The sequence below is a fragment of the Candidatus Avelusimicrobium sp. genome, assembly GCF_050873505.1.
Classification (GTDB): domain Bacteria; phylum Elusimicrobiota; class Elusimicrobia; order Elusimicrobiales; family Elusimicrobiaceae; genus Avelusimicrobium.
Window position 1 is genome coordinate 125,171 of the sequence record NZ_JBNMIY010000003.1, and the last position, 17,315, is coordinate 142,485.

Annotated in this window: 14 protein-coding genes; 11 read left to right on the forward strand and 3 right to left on the reverse strand. The window is 50.5% G+C overall.

The window, feature by feature from the left end; all coding sequences use genetic code 11:
- Nucleotides 1-3: 3 nt before the first annotated feature.
- Nucleotides 4-2,133, reverse strand: a complete 2,130-nt coding sequence (locus ACR0QV_RS02570) for a penicillin-binding protein 1A (protein ID WP_432634417.1) — start codon at nucleotides 2,131-2,133, stop codon at nucleotides 4-6.
- 118 nt (nucleotides 2,134-2,251) lie between these two features.
- Between ACR0QV_RS02570 and ACR0QV_RS02575 the strand changes: the two genes are divergently transcribed.
- The 8 genes from ACR0QV_RS02575 (at nucleotide 2,252) to ACR0QV_RS02610 (ending at nucleotide 9,448) form a co-directional block, all read left to right on the forward strand.
- Nucleotides 2,252-3,382, forward strand: a complete 1,131-nt coding sequence (locus ACR0QV_RS02575; protein ID WP_432634418.1) for an ATP-binding protein — start codon at nucleotides 2,252-2,254, stop codon at nucleotides 3,380-3,382.
- The gene (locus ACR0QV_RS02580) at nucleotides 3,379-4,026 is read left to right on the forward strand and encodes a response regulator (RefSeq protein WP_428054183.1); all 648 of its coding nucleotides are present in this window, start codon (nucleotides 3,379-3,381) and stop codon (nucleotides 4,024-4,026) included. The genes ACR0QV_RS02575 and ACR0QV_RS02580 overlap by 4 nt, the downstream gene beginning before the upstream one ends.
- Nucleotides 4,027-4,035: 9 nt before the next feature.
- Nucleotides 4,036-4,638: a 16S rRNA (guanine(966)-N(2))-methyltransferase RsmD gene (rsmD, locus tag ACR0QV_RS02585; protein WP_432634419.1), complete on the forward strand. Its 603-nt coding sequence runs from the start codon at nucleotides 4,036-4,038 to the stop codon at nucleotides 4,636-4,638.
- Nucleotides 4,631-5,365: a RecB family exonuclease gene (locus ACR0QV_RS02590; RefSeq protein ID WP_428054179.1), complete on the forward strand. Its 735-nt coding sequence runs from the start codon at nucleotides 4,631-4,633 to the stop codon at nucleotides 5,363-5,365. Before rsmD ends, ACR0QV_RS02590 begins: the two co-directional genes overlap by 8 nt.
- 3 nt (nucleotides 5,366-5,368) lie before the next feature.
- Entirely contained in the window at nucleotides 5,369-6,511 is a 1,143-nt protein-coding gene (proB, locus tag ACR0QV_RS02595) for a glutamate 5-kinase (RefSeq protein WP_432634420.1), read from the forward strand.
- An 8-nt stretch (nucleotides 6,512-6,519) separates the two neighbouring features.
- A complete protein-coding gene (locus tag ACR0QV_RS02600) occupies nucleotides 6,520-7,821 on the forward strand; it encodes a glutamate-5-semialdehyde dehydrogenase (RefSeq protein ID WP_432634421.1) in 1,302 nt (433 codons plus the stop codon).
- Nucleotides 7,821-8,615, forward strand: a complete 795-nt coding sequence (gene proC, locus ACR0QV_RS02605; protein WP_432634422.1) for a pyrroline-5-carboxylate reductase — start codon at nucleotides 7,821-7,823, stop codon at nucleotides 8,613-8,615. The genes ACR0QV_RS02600 and proC overlap by 1 nt, the downstream gene beginning before the upstream one ends.
- Nucleotides 8,616-8,818: 203 nt before the next feature.
- Nucleotides 8,819-9,448 (forward strand): type IV pilin protein, encoded by a 630-nt coding sequence (locus ACR0QV_RS02610; RefSeq protein ID WP_432634423.1) that lies wholly within the window; start codon nucleotides 8,819-8,821, stop codon nucleotides 9,446-9,448.
- Nucleotides 9,449-9,454: 6 nt separating this feature from the next.
- Here ACR0QV_RS02610 and ACR0QV_RS02615 read toward each other — a convergent pair whose 3' ends face one another.
- Nucleotides 9,455-10,234, reverse strand: a complete 780-nt coding sequence (locus tag ACR0QV_RS02615; protein WP_432634424.1) for an undecaprenyl-diphosphate phosphatase — start codon at nucleotides 10,232-10,234, stop codon at nucleotides 9,455-9,457.
- 3 nt (nucleotides 10,235-10,237) lie between these two features.
- Nucleotides 10,238-10,693 (reverse strand): SixA phosphatase family protein, encoded by a 456-nt coding sequence (locus ACR0QV_RS02620; RefSeq protein WP_432634425.1) that lies wholly within the window; start codon nucleotides 10,691-10,693, stop codon nucleotides 10,238-10,240.
- A gap of 50 nt (nucleotides 10,694-10,743) precedes the next feature.
- Between ACR0QV_RS02620 and ACR0QV_RS02625 the strand changes: the two genes are divergently transcribed.
- Genes ACR0QV_RS02625 through ACR0QV_RS02635 form a run of 3 tightly spaced genes read left to right on the forward strand, consistent with a single transcriptional unit; the run spans nucleotide 10,744 to nucleotide 17,311 of the window.
- Complete coding sequence (locus tag ACR0QV_RS02625) at nucleotides 10,744-13,755, forward strand: PD-(D/E)XK nuclease family protein (protein ID WP_432634426.1); 3,012 nt, start codon at nucleotides 10,744-10,746, stop codon at nucleotides 13,753-13,755.
- Nucleotides 13,752-16,982 (forward strand): UvrD-helicase domain-containing protein, encoded by a 3,231-nt coding sequence (locus tag ACR0QV_RS02630; RefSeq protein WP_432634427.1) that lies wholly within the window; start codon nucleotides 13,752-13,754, stop codon nucleotides 16,980-16,982. Before ACR0QV_RS02625 ends, ACR0QV_RS02630 begins: the two co-directional genes overlap by 4 nt.
- 35 nt (nucleotides 16,983-17,017) lie before the next feature.
- Nucleotides 17,018-17,311, forward strand: coding sequence for a YbaB/EbfC family nucleoid-associated protein (locus ACR0QV_RS02635; protein ID WP_432634428.1), 294 nt, complete (start codon nucleotides 17,018-17,020; stop codon nucleotides 17,309-17,311).
- The last annotated feature ends 4 nt before the right edge of the window (nucleotides 17,312-17,315 follow it).

The window sequence follows — 17,315 nt, forward strand, 5'->3', positions numbered from 1 at the left end:
CCGCTAGAAACTTTGCGGTTCGGTGCCGGATATAAAGGCTTCCAAAAATTTGTTCCGTTCGCTGGGCATAGCCAGTTTGCCGGTAATGGGGTTTACATATGCAAAGGAAATTCCTTCCGGCACGGCGAAATCGTCGTTGGGTTCATCCTTTAAAATTTCCTGCATAATTTCGGTCCACCAGCGGGCCGTGGTGCTGCCTGTAAAGCGTGCCCCGTTTTCGTGCGAAGTATCGTCATCGTACCCCATCCAAGCGGCGGCGGCGGTGTGCGGGGTCATCCCTACGAACCACATATCGCGGTGGCTCTGTGTGGTACCCGTTTTGCCCGCAATGTTGCGGCCCAAGCGCGACGCGTACGCCCCGCTTCCGCGCTGGACGACGCCCTTCATCATATTGATAAGCAGGTAAGAGTTTTGCGGGGAGAAGGCGGCTTCCTCTATCGGAATGTGCTGTTCCAAAACGCGCCCGTTGGCGTCCTCCACGCGTTCAATATAGTAGTTGTCGGTGTGGATACCACCGTTAGCAAAGGTGGTTAAGGCGGCCAAATGTTCATCCATCGCCAGCACGCTTACGCCCAAGGCCAAGGCCGGAACGCGCGGTAAGGGGGCGGTAATGCCCGCCTTTCTCGCCACGCGGACCACTTCGCCCACGCCGATAGCGTCAATCAAATTGACGGCTACGAGGTTTTTGGATTTTTCCAACGCCTTGCGCAAGGTAATCCACCCCTCGTTGCGCTCGCCATAGTTTTTGGGAACCCAGACGTTAAAATCCTTGCTGGCGATAAAGGATTGCTTGGCTAAATCCAAGGAATACAAATCGGAGTTTTCGTTAAAGGTGCGCCAATTGCGCCCGTCGTAATAGAACATTGTGGGCAAGTCCTTTACCAAGGTGGCGGGCGTGTAACCCTTTTGCAGGGCGGCCATCCATACATACGGCTTAAAAGAGGAACCCGGCTGGCGTTTGGCCTGTGTGGCGCGGTTAAATTTGCTTTCGTCAAAACCGCGTCCGCCAATCATTACGCGCACCGCACCGGTTTTAACGTCGCGCACCATAAAGGCCCCTTGCAGACGGGGGTAGTTTTCCTTGGGCGTTTGGGTATCGGTTTCTTCCTCGGTGTTTGCCGTATCGGCTTCGGCATCATTGGGGTCAATTTCAATGCCTAACCCTTTGGCTACCTGCTCGTCGTACTCTTGGAGTTTTTTGTTCATTATTTGCTCGGCCAAGGCCTGCTCTTTAATGTCAATGGTGGTGTAAATGTTTAAACCCGCCTTCCACAGTACATCCATCCCGTATTTGGGTTCCAAAATGCGGCGGATGTGCTCAATAAAATATTGGCCGGGTTGGGCTTCTTCCTGCGTTTGCTTTTCGGGCAGGGGTTCTGTCTTGGCCTTTTCCAACTCTTCCTTGGAAATGTAATTTTGCTGTTGCATTACGTCCAGCACCAAGTTGCGGCGCTGGCGGGCCAGGTCCGGGTTGGCAAAGGGATTATAGCGCCCCGGGGCAGGGATTAAACCCACAATCAGGGCGGCCTCGCCGGTGGTCAGTTCGGAAAGTTCTTTATTAAAATATTTTTTGGCGGCGGCCTTTACCCCGTAGGAACCGCTACCCAAATAAATTTCGTTTAAATATAATTGCAAAATTTCCCGCTTGCTGAACTGGTGCTCAATTTGAATAGCCAAAATAACCTCGCGGATTTTGCGGATGAGTTTCTTTTCCTGCGTTAAAAAGACTCCGCGCGAAAGTTGCTGGGTAAGCGTAGAGGCCCCCTGCTTGGCGCGGCCGGAAACGAGGTCATATAACCCCGCGCGGAAGATACCGCGGATTGAAATGCCGGGGTGAGAAAAGAATTCCCGGTCCTCCATAGCCACGACGGCGTTTTGCAGGTCCACCGGGATATCTTCCAGCGGCACCATACTGCGCTTTTCAATGGAAAATTCGTGAATTAGATTGTTGTTGCGGTCAAAAACCTTGGTGGTAACGGCCGGGGTGTATTCCTCCATTTCATACACAGGCGGCAGACCGGAAAAAATGTAGCGCATCAATACCGCACAAACAATAATAAACACAAATAGCCCCGCTAATGCGGAGAAAAGGAATAATTTAGAAAAAATCAATTTTTTTAAGCGTTTAGACATATACAAAATTATATCAAATCTAAGTGCTTTTCTCCTTATTACGCGCGCAGGAACCCTATTTATAGAAAAATACGCAAAATATAGTAGAATATCATATAGGGTGTATTAGAGGCCGTCTATGACAAAGAAAACGATTTCCAAAGAAACACAAAAGCCGTCGCGCTTTTGTTTCCAATGCAAGCAACTGGCGGGCGCGGTTACCACGCGGGAAACCGCTTATTGCGCCAAAGATTTGGAAACGATAAAAAAACACGGGGTGGAAGGGTACGACGCCGTAGTGCTGATTGATGTAAAAACGCGCCAAATTACGGCTATTAGTAATGTGTTGGACTGTTCTACCGAGGATGTGCGTGGCGTGCCGCTCCATTTGCAGGCTTTGGAGCAGGCCTTAAAGGGGACTGTGTATCACTATGAGTGGGGATTTGAAAAGGACGGAACCCATTTCTTCTACCAAACCACGTTAATCCCCTTGCGCGGGGAAGACGGCTCTGTGGCCACCGTGCTGGCGCTCACGCGGGACATTACCCACTGGGCCAGAAGTTACCACGAACCCGATATGCTTAAAGAAGGGGCCGCCCCGCGGACCTTTGCACAAATTTTACTGGCCGAGCGGGAAGCCGAAAAAAGGGAAATTTCCAAATCCCTGCACGATGAAATCGGCTCTTCGGCGGTTATTTTAACGGCTCTTTTAAGTTTGGTCAAAGCCAGCGTAAAAGAGGGCGATACCAAGCAGGCCTTGGTGGAAATAGCCAAATTGGATAAGCAGATTAAAGACAGTATTGAGCGTGTAAAAAATATTGTGGTGTCGCTCCGTCCGCCCAGTTTGGAAAACGACGGCGCCTTGGGGGGCTCGGTGCGGGAACTATTGGATAACATCAGCCAAATGCTGCATATCCCGTACAAATTTGATTATAAGTCCGAAGGCGACTCTACCGGAGTGGCCGACAACGTAAAGATTTTGCTCTATCGTATCGTGCAAGAAGCCTTAACCAATATCGCCAAATATGCACAGGCCAAAAGTATTTATGTGCTCTTGGAACGGGACGAATTTACGGCCCATTTGATTGTGCAGGACGACGGCGTCGGCTTTAAGCCGATGAAGGGAGGCTCCATCCGCCAAGTGGGTTTGCGCGCAATGAAGGACAGCGTGCGGCTGTTGGGCGGGTCTATTTCTATAAAAAGCGCACCGGGCAAGGGAACGCGTATTGAAGTATCGTGCCCGTGCGTGGTTTACGGGGGGAACAAATGAGTATAAAAATTGTATTGGCGGATGACCACGCCATTGTACGCCAAGGCGTTCGCGCCGTGCTGGAAAAATTAGGCAAAAATATGGAAGTGGTGGCCGAAATTGCCAACGGGAAGGATTTGGTGGAATATGCCGAAAAGACTCCGGCAGATGTGTATGTGGTGGATATTTCTATGCCGCTTTTAAACGGGATAGAGGCCACGGAACGCATCGTAAAGCGCGACCCCGAAGCCAAGGTGGTTATGCTGAGTATGTATGACGACCGGGTGTCGGTGGAAAAATCGCTCAAAGCCGGGGCAAAGGGTTTTATCGTTAAGGTTTCCACCGCCGACGAAATTGTAGATGCGATTGAAGAAGTCGCCGCCGGACGCTTTTATCTGTGCAGTAAAGTGTCCAAATACATTGTGCAAGGGTTCTTGGGCAAAACCTCGGCCCGCAAGCGCGATGCCACGGGGCTGACCCCAAAAGAAAAAGAGGTCCTGCAACTGATTGCCGAAGGTTACAGCAGCAAACAGATTGCCAAAACCTTTAATCTTTCGTTAAATACAATTCACGTGCACCGTAACAATATTATGAAGAAACTCGGCATCCACAAACAGGCCGAACTGGTGCGCTTTGCCTTGAAGGAAGGCATTGCCCAATTATAAAGGATTATTATGCGTATTATTGCCGGAACTGCCCGCGGGCGCAGAATTTTTTCCGTATCTAAAAATTTGCCCGTAAAACCTATTTCGGACCGTATCAAACAGTCCCTTTTTGATATTTTGCGCCCCCGCATTACGGGGGCTATGATGCTGGATTTGTTCGCCGGAACGGGGAACGTGTCTTTGGAAGCGCTTTCCCGCGGGGCGATGCGTACGGTAATGCTGGACAGAGAGCCCGCCTGTATTAAAAACATCCACCGCAACTTGGAGCATTTGGGCTTTTCGGACCGCGCCAAGGTGATCCGCGGGGATGTGTTAAAACCGCTTGATTTTTTGTTGGCGTATAGCGACAATGAGGGCTATGATATTATTTTTATGGGCCCGCCGTACCGCGATATCAATAATAAAATGTTGGCACTGTCTGAGCCTGCGTTAAAAAACGTGGCCGACGCCAAGTTGCTTGCCAAAAACGGTATTATCGTTTTGCAAACGCACAAGACTGAAGAGTTTGCCGTGCCGGATACGCTGGAAATTTACCGCGTGGAAAAATACGGCGATACCTTGGTGCATTTCTTGCGTGCCAAGACGCAAAAGGACGAACCCGCCAATGTATAGCGACGTATATGAATTAAACTATTCCAAAATCAAAACGTATTTGGAATGTCCCGTTTTGTATAAGTACAAATACATTGAGGGCAAGCGCGAAGGGCTAGTGCCCGCTTCTTCGTTGGGCGTGTCTATCCACCGCGCGCTGGAAGCGTACCACAAGGAAAGCAACGACCCCTCGGAACTGTTGTCTTATTACGACGATTGCTGGCTGGGCGCCGGATATTCCAGCGCGGGCGAGCAAATGGAGTGGTATTTAAAGGGCAAAAAGATGTTGGAAACCTACGCCCAGGCGGAATACGAGCGCAAAACCACCGTGGACAGCACCGAGCGGGAATTTATCTTTCAGGAAGGGCAATGGACCCTGCGCGGCAAGATTGACCGCATAGACAAACTGCCAGACGGCTCTTGGGAAGTAATTGACTACAAAACCGGCACGGATGTGGACCTTTCTCTGCCGGTAACCGATTCCCTGCAAATGGGCATTTACGCCGTAGGCGCCCAGCGTGCCTGGAATATGAAGAAGGGTAAATGCACTTTTTATTTTGTGGCGTTTAACAAACAGATGAGCGCGCCGTTTGAAGCGTTTGACGAAAAGAAAATTTTGGAGACCTTTATTAACATCGGCAAAAAAATTGAAGTGGCGGATTTTGAGCCTAATTTGGAGCATTGCGCCGCGTGTCCGTTTAACAACCGTTGTGAATTTTCCACGGTTAAACCCGCCGGACAACAATAATTTATGAAAGACCTGATTAAAAAAGCAAAACGTATTGTATTTAAATTCGGTACCAACGCATTAAGCACCGACAACGGCGATTTGGCGTTGTCCCGCCTGTATTCTTTTATGGAAGATATTGCCGCCTTGCGCGCCCAAGGCAAAGAGGTTATGATTGTTACCTCCGGGGCCGTGGGGATGGGCAAACGCCGTTTGGGGCTGACGAGTGCGCCGGATGTGGTGTCCTTAAAGCAGGCCTGCGCGGCGGTGGGGCAGATTAGCCTAATGAAATTTTACGAGGACGGTTTTAAACAGTTGGGCGTGGTGGCCGCACAAGTATTGCTTACCGAGGACGATTTTTCCCACAGAAGCCGCTATTTAAGTTTGCGCGATACCTTAAATCGTTTGCTGGAACTGGGCTGTATCCCGGTCATTAACCAGAACGATACCGTTTCCACCAATGAATTGCGCGGCTATAAGGAAAAGGGCGTTAATGTGTGTTTTAGTGATAACGATAAACTTTCCGCCCTTGTCGCCAGCGGGATGGATGCAGATTTGCTGTGCGTAATGAGCGATGTGGAAGGTTTATACAACGGCGACCCGCGCAAGGATAAAAACGCCAAATTAATTGATGTTGTAAAAGGTGTTACGCCAGAGATAGAAGCCTTGGGCTTTTGCGCCTCTTCGCGTGGCCGCGGCGGGATGAAAACCAAACTGGAAGCCGCCAAGGTGGTTACGCGCTCGGGCGCGGCAATGGTTATTGCCTACGGTAAAAAGCCGGGGGCGGTATCCTCGTTGTTTGGACCTAATTTTAAGGGCACGCTCTTTTTGCCCGTAGAAAATTTACCTGGTAAAAAATTGTGGTTGGCCTACGCTACCAATGTGGCGGGCGGGCTTACCGTAAATGCCGGGGCCAAAAAGGCAATGTGCGAAAAGGGTTCTTCCTTGCTCCCTGCCGGGATTACGGCTGTGGCGGGCGAGTTTGAAGCCGGGGACGCTATTTCCATTTTGGACGAAGCCGGGCAGGAATTTGCACGCGGGCTTGTGAATTATTCGTCCAAAGAGTGCCAAAAAATAGCGGGTTGCCGTTCGGAAGAAATCGCCAAGAAAATCGGCTATAAAAACTATGACGAAGCCGTCCACCGCGACAACATTGTTTTACTGTGAGGATTTGTATGAACGTATCTGAAATTGCCGCTAAGGCCAAAGAAGCCTCGTATGTATTGGCCGCTTTGCCGCCCGAAGCCAAGGACCGCGCCTTAAACGCTATGGCGTGCGCCTTGCGCGTACACGCGGACGAAATTTTGCAGGCCAACCAATTAGATTTGCAGGCCACCAAAGAAGCCGTAGAAGCCGGGAAAATGAAGCCGGCTCTCTACGAACGCTTAAAACTGACGCGCGACAAACTGGAAACGGTTATCCGCGGGGTGGAAGAAATGGTGGAACTGCCGGACCCGGTCGGGCAAGTATTGTCTGCCACGGAACTGGACGAGGGGTTAAACCTGTATAAAATTTCTTGCCCGATTGGCTTAATCGGGGTGATTTTTGAAGCGCGCCCCGACGTGGTGCCGCAAATTGCGGCGCTTACCGCCAAGTCGGGTAATGCCGTTGTATTAAAAGGCGGAAAAGAAGCCCAGCACACCAACGACGCGCTTGCCAAAGTGCTTCAAAACGCCTTATCCACCGTGCCCGGTTATCCGCCTTATGCGCTTAATTTAATTCACTCCCGCGAAGAATCGGCGCAAATGCTGGCGCTGGATAAATATTTTGACTTAATTATTCCCCGCGGGGGCAATTCGTTACTTGCCTATGTAAAGGCCAACACCAAAATTCCGGTATTGGGGCACGCGGACGGCGTATGCCATATTTATGTGGCGCGCTCGGCGGACCTGCAAATGACCAAGCAAATTTGCACCGACGCCAAAACGCAGTATCCTTCGGCCTGCAATTCGGTGGAAACCCTGTTGCTTGACGAAGCGTGGCCCGAACCCTTTAAAAAGGATTTGCTGGAACATTTGGTAAAACACGGAGTGGAACTGTTCGGCGGGGAAGATATCGCCAAACTGGCCCCGGTGTCCGGCCCGGTAGCGGACTGGCATACCGAATACGGGGAGAAAAAACTGTCTGTGAAACAGGTTAAAAATATTTTAGAGGCTGTGGAACACATCAACCGCTATGGCTCGCACCATACCGATTGTATTTTAACCGCCAATCACGACGAAGTCCAAGTGTTTATGGATTTAGTAGATTCGGCGGGTGTGTATCACAATGCTTCTACCCGCTTTGCGGACGGCTACCGCTACGGCTTTGGTGCCGAGGTAGGCATTAGCACGGGCAAAACGCACGCGCGCGGCCCGGTGGGGCTTGTAGGCCTGACGATTTACAAATATAAGTTATACGGAAACGGGCAGATTGTGGCTGATTATGTCGGTCCCAACGCAAAACCGTTTACGCATAGAAAATTAGGGAGCAAATAATGAAATTAGGTTTTATCGGTGCCGGAGAAATGGGCGGAGCCATTATTAAAGGACTTTTAAAGCACGGGTGGCCCAAAGAGGATATTATCGCTTCTGTGCATACGGAAACCTCGGCCGCTAAACTGCGCGGCGAACTGGGGATTGAAGCGGGCACGGACAATTTGCGCGTAATCCACGATGCAAACTGGCTGTTTATTGCCGTTAAACCCGCGCAAGTACCGTCTGTATTGGAGCAAATTGTGGCAAGTGGCGTAAACGCCAAGCCGCTTATTTGTATGGCCTTGGGGTGGAGCGTGGAAAAAATCCAGCAGGTATTGCCCAACTGGCCCGTTATCCGCATTATGCCTAATACGCCCTTGTCGTTAGGCGAGGGGGTAACGCTCTTTCACTTTGCGGCGGAAACCCCTAAACGCACCCGCCGCGAGGTAATGGGACTTTTTGACGGGCTTGGAAAAACCTTTGAGGTGTCTTTGCCTGTGTTTGACGCGGCGACGGCGGTGTCCGGCTCGGGCCCGGCGTTTGTGTATTATTTTATTGACGCCTTGGCACAGGCGGGCGCGGCCTACGGGTTGCCTAAGGATCAGGCGGCGGCGCTATCGTTGCAGACAGTTATCGGCGCGGCCAAAATGTTGGAGAGCACGGGGCTTTCTGCGGCGGAACTCGCCCAAAAGGTGGCTACCCCCGGCGGTTGCACAGCGGCGGGTATGGACGTTATGGCCGCTTCGGACTTAAAGAAAATTTTGGCTGATACCATTGGCGCAACGGTGGATAAAGCCAAAGCCTTTGCCAAATAAGTTTATTTTCGCAGAGAAAAGCGGAGCAAAACTATTAAAGTTTTGCTCCGCTTTTTTGATGTTTTTTTAAAGGGGTTGTTTCGTTTTTTTTTTTTGTTAAAATTTTGATAAATCGCGGTGGTCGTACCCGGATGTATCCGCTGTATAAAAACGCGTATAAAAGGCTGTTTCGCTCAAATATAAAGGCCTTGAAGGGAGAAAAAATGAAAGAATTTACTTCTGTTTTGTTATTGTTGTTTCCGTCATCCCCGAGGAATTTAGTCGGGGATCCGTTGTTATCAAAAAAGAAACACGACAGATTTCCGACTACAACACTCGGGAATGACATCATTAGTGCAAGTGGTCGCACGGCAACAAGTGGTTTTACCTTGATTGAACTCCTAGTTGTCGTGCTCATTATTGGCATTTTGGCGGCGGTGGCACTTCCGCAGTACGAAACGTCGGTGGCAAAAAGTCGTTTGGTGCAATTAAAAATATTGGTAAAATCGCTTAAAGATGCGGAAGAACTTTATTATATGGCTAATGGATCTTATACGCAGAATTTTGAAGATTTGGATATTTCCCTGCCAGGTAATCAGGTTTCTAATAGTAAGGAACTTTGGTCTATTACCAATAAAGTAACTTGTAGTTTGGGGTCAGTACCTCGCAGTTTGCATTGCATAGGTGGGCACAGTGCTTGGGAAATGTGGTTAGATCAAACCGAAAATGCACCCCAAACCTTATGCTATGCTTATGACGACGATAAAGCCGCCCAAAAAGCGTGTGTAAGTGAGGGCGGAACACATAAAACATCTATTGGCGGAGAAAATTTCTTTTATATAATTGAGCCTTAAACTGCGCTATTTCCAAAAGTAAAACGCTATAATTACCAAGCCTAAAATCAGCCTGTAATAAACAAACACATTAAAACTGTGCGTTTTGATATATTTCATCAACCAGCCGATAACGAGTAAGGCCCCTAAAAATGCGCTGACAAAGCCCCATAAAAGCGGCATATTAAAATCTGCCGGGGTCAAATGGCGCAATTCTAGTAAAGTTGCCCCTCCAATAATCGGGGTGGATAACAAAAAGGAAATCCGGGCGCTGGTGCTTCGGGATAAGCCCAGCAGGAGTGCCGCCGTAATGGTAATGCCACTGCGTGATACGCCGGGCATAAGTGCCAGGGCTTGTGCACAACCGATAATCATTAGCGTACTAAATAAAATGGGCGTGTCGGGGTTTTTGCGTCCCTTTTTGTCCGCCCAGCCGAGTAGGCACGCAAATACCATTAAGCAAACGGCTATCATTAGCGGGTTTCTAAATGTATTTTCCGCCAAATCGTTAAGGAAATATCCGGCAACGGCGGCAGGCACCGTGGCGGCCGCCAAATACCACAGTTTGCGCCCCTCTGGCGTGGTGGGATGAGTTAGTCCGTCTTTAATCAGTACAAACCAATCCTTGGCAAAGTACAAAAGTACGGCGAGCAGCGTGGCCGCGTGGAGCATTACGTCAAACGCGAGCCCCTGATATTCCATCCCGCGAAAATACGGCAACAGGGCCAAATGGGCCGAACTGGAAATGGGCAAAAATTCCCCTAACGCTTGTAACACGCCGAGTAAAACCGCATCAAAAATCGTCATCGGTTACTCTCCAAAGTAGGTTAATTGGGGGCGGTGCGGATTAGCAAAATCCAGCACGGCAAAGGAACCCGGCGCAAAGTGGTGAACCTCTTTGCAAAATAGGTGCAGTACATACGCCACATTGGGGTTGTGGCCGACGGCAATCACCGTATCGTACTCCTGCATTTGTTCGGCTAAAAATTCGCATACTTCGCGGTCGGCGTGCAAGCCGTTTAAAAGCGTTTCCTTGGAAAGTTGCCCTCCCAAGGTCTGCTTTAAAATTTCAGCCGTTTGCTTCGCGCGCAAAAGTGGGCTTGTCAAAATAATTTGCGGTACAATTCCGCGCTCTTTTAGGGCCTGTGCGGTTTTAGCGGCCTTTTGTTTGCCCTCGTTAGAAAGAGGGCGTTCTGCGTCCGTATTTACACGGGCTTCCAAGCCGGATAAGGCGTTGGCGTGGCGTACAAGAATAAGTGTTTTCATATTTGCTTCCAAAAATGTAAGATAAAATAATATCTCTATTTTACAATTTTATGAAACTCTTTTACGCCCATTACCCTTCGTTAGAAAATGCCTTCGTCCGTTACGTCCGCAGTGAACGCACGGACGCGTTGGCTCCGTGGCTGGTGATTTGTTCATCTGGCTTGGTAGTCAACCAATTAAAAAACCGCTTGGCGCGGGAATTTGGCGCGGCGGCCAATATCCATTTTATAACGGGTGGCGCGCTGGTATCGGTGCTGGATAGTGAAGCCCCTGGTGCAACCTTGCCACTTTTGCCACAAGACAATTTGCGTGATTTTTTAATTAAAAATCTATTGCAAGAGCCCGACCTAAACCGCTATCCCGCTTCGCGCGGGTTTGTGCAGGCGGTTAAAAGTTCTTTGCGCGACTTGGAGGACTCCTTGGTCGGGCCGGACGTAATAGATAAATATGTGCGCACCGCTTCGGACACCGCCTTGGAAGCGGACAAAGAGCGGCTTATTTGGTTAAACCGCCTTTACCGCCGGTATTTACAGGCCCAGCAAAATGTGCCGGGTTACCGCCCTTATCAGGCGGCCTTTGAGCGGGCGCTTGCACAGGTGGAAAAATCAGCCTTTTTAAAGGGATTTAAACAAATTGTGTTTTATGGGTTTTACGATATGCCCGGCCGCCAGTTGGAACTGGTGAACCGTTTACGCGGGCATTATCCGGTGGCGGTTTTTGCACCGTATATGATTCACCCGGCATACCATTTCGCACAGAAATTCTTTGAGGCTAACTGGTTTTCTGCGGGGGGAGAAAATGCGGAAACGGACGATTTTGGCGCGTTGGGCTCGGCCGCAAAAAGTGTTTTTTCTGCGGGAGAGGGAGTAAATGCACCGGGCGTGCAAATTATAAGCGCGGGGGATGCTTCCGGCGAGTTGTTTTTTACCGCCAAGGAAATTTTGCGTTTGGTGGAAAAAGAGGGCTACTCCTTTGCCGATATTGCGGTGATTGCCCGCACGGTTACCCCATACCAAGATGAACTGCGCCGCGTATTTAAGCAAAACTGTATTCCGCTTAACGCGTCTTTTTCGTACCCGGTTACGCATTATCCGCTGGGTGTGTTTTGTTTGAATTTATTTGCGTTGGCGCAAAACGGTTTTGATCGAAACCTCGTGCTGTCGGTGGTGTCGTCGCCGTATTTTAAACACGCTTCCAAAAATAAATGGCGTGCTCTTATTTCGCGCTCGCTCGTAAACCGCGATTTTAGCCAATGGCAGGATTTATTGCCACAAACCAAAAATTATGACCCGGAATTTTTGTCGTGGCTGACACATATCAAAAACCGTTTGGAGCAATTAGGCCGCGCGGCGGAGTGGGGCGTATTGTCGCAGGAAGCCTTGGCTTTACTGCGCGAATTGACGGACGAGGAAACCTTTGAGGGCAAAGAAGCGGAAATTTACCGGGCGGTGTGCGAGCGCATACAAAGTTTGGCTTCGTACAGCGTTTTGCGTTCGCAGGCGCAGGAGGGCGAGTTTTTGGAAGAACTGGCCGATGCCGTGCGCGGCCTTACGTTTAACGAGGCCGAAACCGTTCGCGGCGGGGTGGTGTTTACCGACGCCGTGCGTGCGCGCGGACTCTCGTTTAAGGCGGTGTTTTTACTGGGGCTAAACGATAAAGTTTTCCCGCTTTTAATGCCCGAGGACCCCGTTTTGCGCGACTATTACCGCTATGTGTTGCGCGATGTGCTGGGCTATTGGATTAACCAAAGTTTGGATAGGGGCGACGAAGAAAAACTCTTCTTTTTTGCCGCAGCCACTTCGGCGCGGGAAAAATTGTACGCTCTGTATGCTCGCCGCGGTTCGGACGGAAAAGAGGTTTCTCCGTCAGTTTATTTGGCGGAACTCGCGCGGGCTACGCTTATCAACTGGCAGGCTGACGGTGCTCTGCGGGTTAGCGGGCGGCTTAGTGAAAAGTTATCGGGCGTTACCGAAGATTTTTTAACGCCGAAGGAACTTTCCTACACTTTTATTTTAAATCCGGAAAGCCCCGCTAAAAAATATGCGGTGGCGCAACTGCTGACCCCGGGGATTGAAGACGCTCTTGCCGCCGCGGGCGAACTGGCCAAAAACGGCCCGTTAAACGCGTATGACGGCGTGATTAGCAGTGGTGCGGAAATTTTTGCGCAGGAAGATAAATTGGGTTTTTCGCCCTCTACCTTGCAAAAGTTGGGCCAATGCCCGATGCGTATTTTTTTTGAAAAGGGGCTTAAACTGCGCCAAGATGACGACCCGTTAAGCCGCCAGGAACTGCCGCCCAATTTGCGCGGAACCGTTTATCACGAAATTTTAAAGGATTTCTACGAAGATTTATTTAAACGCGGGCTTACGCATGATTTGTTTGACGAGGCCGCCTTGGAATATTTAAACCAAGCGGTTGAAAAGCATTACCGCACGGACAGTTACCGCCAGTTTGGCATTTATCCCGTGGTGTGGGAACTTTTACTGCAAGATATTAAGGACTTGCTGGGAAAATTTGTACTGGATGATTTGCACGACCAAGGCGATTTTGTGCCCGCTCGGTTTGAAATTCCCGTCTCGTTGGAGCCGTCCGAAAAACTGCCCCTGCGTTTGCGCGGGATTATTGACCGGGTGGATATTGATGAAAAGCACAAACTCTTCCGCATTGATGATTATAAATCTTCCCGTAAGGGCACCAAAGACTTGGCGTCGGACATCTTTAAACATCTTATTTTTCAGCCCTTTGTGTATGTGCTGATTGCGCGGCAACTGCCGGAACTAAAAGGTTACGAGTCGGCGGGTTCTTGCCTGTTGGCTATTTCGCCCAAATACCACCGTAGCGACTTGCCGCCCACCGCGTTTGAAGATGTTTTGCCGCGTGCGTGCCAATTTTTGGTATTGCTGACGGATTATATAAAAAACGGAGTTTTCTTTGTTAACCCCGAAGACAAAAAGTGCCAATATTGCCCGTATGCGGCGGCTTGCCGCCGGGATAGTTTTAAGTCGCTTTTGCGCGCGCGCAAGAGTGCGGCCTACAAATCGTTACAGGAGGCAGTTAAATGAGTTTTACCGAAGACCGCTTGCAAGCGCGAACACATACAGGCGTGAATATTGTGGTAGAGGCTGGGGCCGGTACGGGCAAAACCACCCTATTAATTGACCGCCTGTGTTTGGCGGTGCTGGCGCAAAATACGCCGGTTGAAAAGTTGGTCGCGCTGACGTTTACCGAAAAAGCCGCCGCCGAAATCAAAACGCGCTTTGTTGCCAAATTGCAAAATTTAGTGGCCGCCGTTAAAAAGGGAACCCAGGATAGCACTTTGTCGCTCTTGCGGGAGTATTTCCCGTCGGTAAAGTCCGATGAGTTGGTAAAACGGGCCGAGACGGCGCTCTCGCGTTTGGACCGCGCTTCTATCGGTACGATTCACGGCTTTTGCGCCGATATTTTAAAATCCTTCCCGCTGGAAGCCGGGCTTTCACCCAATGCGCAAATTGATGCGGGGCAAAAGGCCGCGCAACTGTTTAACGCGCGTTGGAACGCTTTTTTAGATAGCGAACTGGGCGTAAATGCGCCCCGCGCCGCCCAATGGAAACAGGTGTTGGCGGAAATTTCCCTGCCGGACTTAAAAGACTTCGCGGCGGAACTGTGCAGCGGCAAAATAGAATCTTACGATTATTACGCCCACCAAAATTTGCTGGCTTCCTCGTGCTTGGAAAAAGCCGCGCGTGCCCAGGAAATGGCGGCGTCTTTTTCGGCGGAAGTGAAGAAGCCCCGCAAGGTGGAAAAAATGCTATTGTGGGCGGCGGAATCTTTAAAGCGGACGGCTGCTTTTTTAAAGGGGGAAACCCCGGCCGAACCCGAAGGGGAATACGTTAAACTTTCTTCCAATGACCAAGCCAAGGGCTGGGATGACGAAGCGTTTGACGAGGCTTGCTCGCTCGTGGATTTTGCGGGCAAAACCACGCCCGAAAAACAACGCCTGTTTTTGGCCGCATATGATTTGGTAAAGGATGTAACTGCTCTTATTAGGCAGGACTACGCGCGGGAAGGACTATTGAGTTTTGACGATTTGATTGTTAAAACCCGTAACTTATTGTTGCAAAATCCGTCCGTGCGGGAACAGTTAAAAGCCAAATTTGACGTGTTGTTCATTGATGAGTTCCAAGATACGGACCCTGTACAGGGGGAACTGCTGCTGTTTTTAGCCGAGGCCAAAAACACGCGCGCTTCCCGTTGGCAGGAGGTGCGTTTGGAGCCGGGAAAATTGTATGTAGTGGGCGATCCCAAACAGTCCATTTACCGCTTCCGCGGGGCGGATATTACGGCGTATGAATTGTTTACCGATTTAATTTTGCGCCAAGGCGGCGAAAAGTGCTTCTTGCAGGAAAACTTCCGCAGTACGCCTGAAATTGTGGAAACGGCCAACTCCGTTTGTTCCCGCGCAATGATTCAGCAAACGGCTTTTCAGCCCGCCTATGTGCCCATTTACACCAGTAAAACGGTGCGCAACGGGGCCGTACAATGGCTTTTTGTGCCCGCGCCCGAAGGCAAACTGCCGTCTGCGGACGATTTTCGCGATAATCAGGCCGAGCGCATTGCGGACTGGATTAGCCAAAATGTAGGTGCTTTAACCTTGGCGGACGGACATAAATTGCAATACAAGGATATTGCCCTGCTCACGCGTGCCGCCACCACCGCCACCCCCTATACCGAGGCCCTGCGCCGCCGCGGCATAGCCTTTAACGTGGAAACGGATAAAAAGTTTTACCGCAAACAGGAAGTAAGCGACTTTTTAAACTTTTTGCGCGCCGTATCGGACCCGGACGACAAAATTTCACTCGCCGGCGTATTGCGTAGCCCGCTATTTGGATTTACGGATGAGGAATTGTATCAGGTTGCCAAGCGGGGGGAACTTTCCCTTTATGTCCGGCCCACGGACGAAAAACTAGCCCGCGCGTTTGCCGTATTAAATAAATATGCCCGTTTGGCCGGGCGCAGAGGGCTGAAAGATTTATTAACCGACATTTTAGAGGATACCTTTTTGCCCGAAGCGTGTGCGGCCTCGTACGAGGGGGAGCGGACGCTGGGCAACTTAAAGCGCTTGGTGGGGTTGGCTGACGGCTATGCGGCGGACGGCCCGGCCTCGCTGTCGCAATTTTTGGCGGACGTGCAAACCTTGCTGGAAGAGCACCCGGACCGTTTGGGTGCTTCCAACGCCGATGATGCGCTGGATGCCGTGTCTGTGCTAACGGTACACAAGTCCAAGGGGTTACAATTCCCGGTGGTCATTTTAGCGGATATGACGAAGCAGGATTCTTCTTCGTCCTCCGACCCGGTATTGCATATTTTTTCTTGGCAGTACAATATGCACGGATTACGGGTAGGGAAAATTTGCGATGTAAATTTGGCCTTTTTGGAAGATGAGCAAAAAAAGCACGGCAAGTGCGAAGAAGTCCGCGTGCTGTATGTGGCCTTAACGCGCGCGAAGGAAAAACTGCTTTTGGTGGCTGATGCACGCAAGGGGGCTGTAAAGGCCGCCGCGCCGTTTGCGTCCGCCGGGCTGTTCCCGGACGGGGAAACCTTGCCCAAAGCGATATCGGACGGGGATTTAATCGTACCCGTGCAATACGCCACATATGAGCCGCCGGAAAATTTCCGCTACCGCCATAACGAGTACGCCGCTAACCCGGAAACGGCCCAAGATATTGAGCATTGGCGCGCGGCGTATGATACGCGTTTGGCCCGCTACCAAAAGTGGATAAGCGAGGACCAGTTGCGCTCTCCCAGCGAAATGGCTGACCCGAATTTGCTGACGGAGGAACAGCGCGCCGGGGCGGAGTTGGGCACGGTATGCCACCGGGCGTTGGAATTAATGCTTTCGCAAAAACAGTCCCCCGAACAGGCCACTATTTCCGCCGCCACCCAATGTGCCGTACCCCACCGGGCCGAAGATGCGCGCAAGGTATTATTGCCGTTTGCGGCGAGTCCGTTATTTGCGGAACTGGCCGCTTGCCGGGTGTTGGCGTGCGAAATGCCCTTTTCGTATTTGGAGGAAAACGGCGAAGTGGAATCCGGCGTAATGGACGCGGTATTAACAGCGGCGGATAACCGCGTGTGGATTGTGGATTACAAAACGGATAAAGTAAAACCGGGGCAGGAAAAGCAATTATTAGATAAAAAATACCGCTTGCAGTTGGACGCTTACCGCCGGGCGGCCGAAAAGATTTTCCCCGGGCGTCCGGTGCGGTGCAGTGCCGTTTTTGTGCGCACGTTTGCGGCGGTGGACTTATAAAAGTTACAATATAAAAAATCAGAAGGAGGGGTAGTATGTTTGATAAATTAGGACAATTAAAAGATTTGTGGAAACTTAAAAGCCAAATGGAAGAAATTAAAAAACGCTTGGACAATATGGTAATCAAGCTGGACAGCCCGCGCCATTTGTTTGAAGTAACCATTTCCGGCTCGCAGGAAGTGAAGGAAGTGCGCGTGGATGCGCTGATTAAAAACTTTGGCGAGGCGGAAATTGCCGAGGATTTGAAGGCCGTTATCAACAAGGCCGTGCGCGATAGCCAAGGTATGGCCGCGCAGGCAATGGGCAGTTTCGGTATGCCGAAGGCATAACCGA

Coding starts and splice junctions, on each gene's coding strand:
- ACR0QV_RS02570 (WP_432634417.1), bottom strand. CDS start 2,133: ATGTCTAAACGCTTAAAAAAATTGATTTTTTCTAAATTATTCCTTTTC.
- ACR0QV_RS02575 (WP_432634418.1), top strand. CDS start 2,252: ATGACAAAGAAAACGATTTCCAAAGAAACACAAAAGCCGTCGCGCTTT.
- ACR0QV_RS02580 (WP_428054183.1), top strand. CDS start 3,379: ATGAGTATAAAAATTGTATTGGCGGATGACCACGCCATTGTACGCCAA.
- rsmD (WP_432634419.1), top strand. CDS start 4,036: ATGCGTATTATTGCCGGAACTGCCCGCGGGCGCAGAATTTTTTCCGTA.
- ACR0QV_RS02590 (WP_428054179.1), top strand. CDS start 4,631: ATGTATAGCGACGTATATGAATTAAACTATTCCAAAATCAAAACGTAT.
- proB (WP_432634420.1), top strand. CDS start 5,369: ATGAAAGACCTGATTAAAAAAGCAAAACGTATTGTATTTAAATTCGGT.
- ACR0QV_RS02600 (WP_432634421.1), top strand. CDS start 6,520: ATGAACGTATCTGAAATTGCCGCTAAGGCCAAAGAAGCCTCGTATGTA.
- proC (WP_432634422.1), top strand. CDS start 7,821: ATGAAATTAGGTTTTATCGGTGCCGGAGAAATGGGCGGAGCCATTATT.
- ACR0QV_RS02610 (WP_432634423.1), top strand. CDS start 8,819: ATGAAAGAATTTACTTCTGTTTTGTTATTGTTGTTTCCGTCATCCCCG.
- ACR0QV_RS02615 (WP_432634424.1), bottom strand. CDS start 10,234: ATGACGATTTTTGATGCGGTTTTACTCGGCGTGTTACAAGCGTTAGGG.
- ACR0QV_RS02620 (WP_432634425.1), bottom strand. CDS start 10,693: ATGAAAACACTTATTCTTGTACGCCACGCCAACGCCTTATCCGGCTTG.
- ACR0QV_RS02625 (WP_432634426.1), top strand. CDS start 10,744: ATGAAACTCTTTTACGCCCATTACCCTTCGTTAGAAAATGCCTTCGTC.
- ACR0QV_RS02630 (WP_432634427.1), top strand. CDS start 13,752: ATGAGTTTTACCGAAGACCGCTTGCAAGCGCGAACACATACAGGCGTG.
- ACR0QV_RS02635 (WP_432634428.1), top strand. CDS start 17,018: ATGTTTGATAAATTAGGACAATTAAAAGATTTGTGGAAACTTAAAAGC.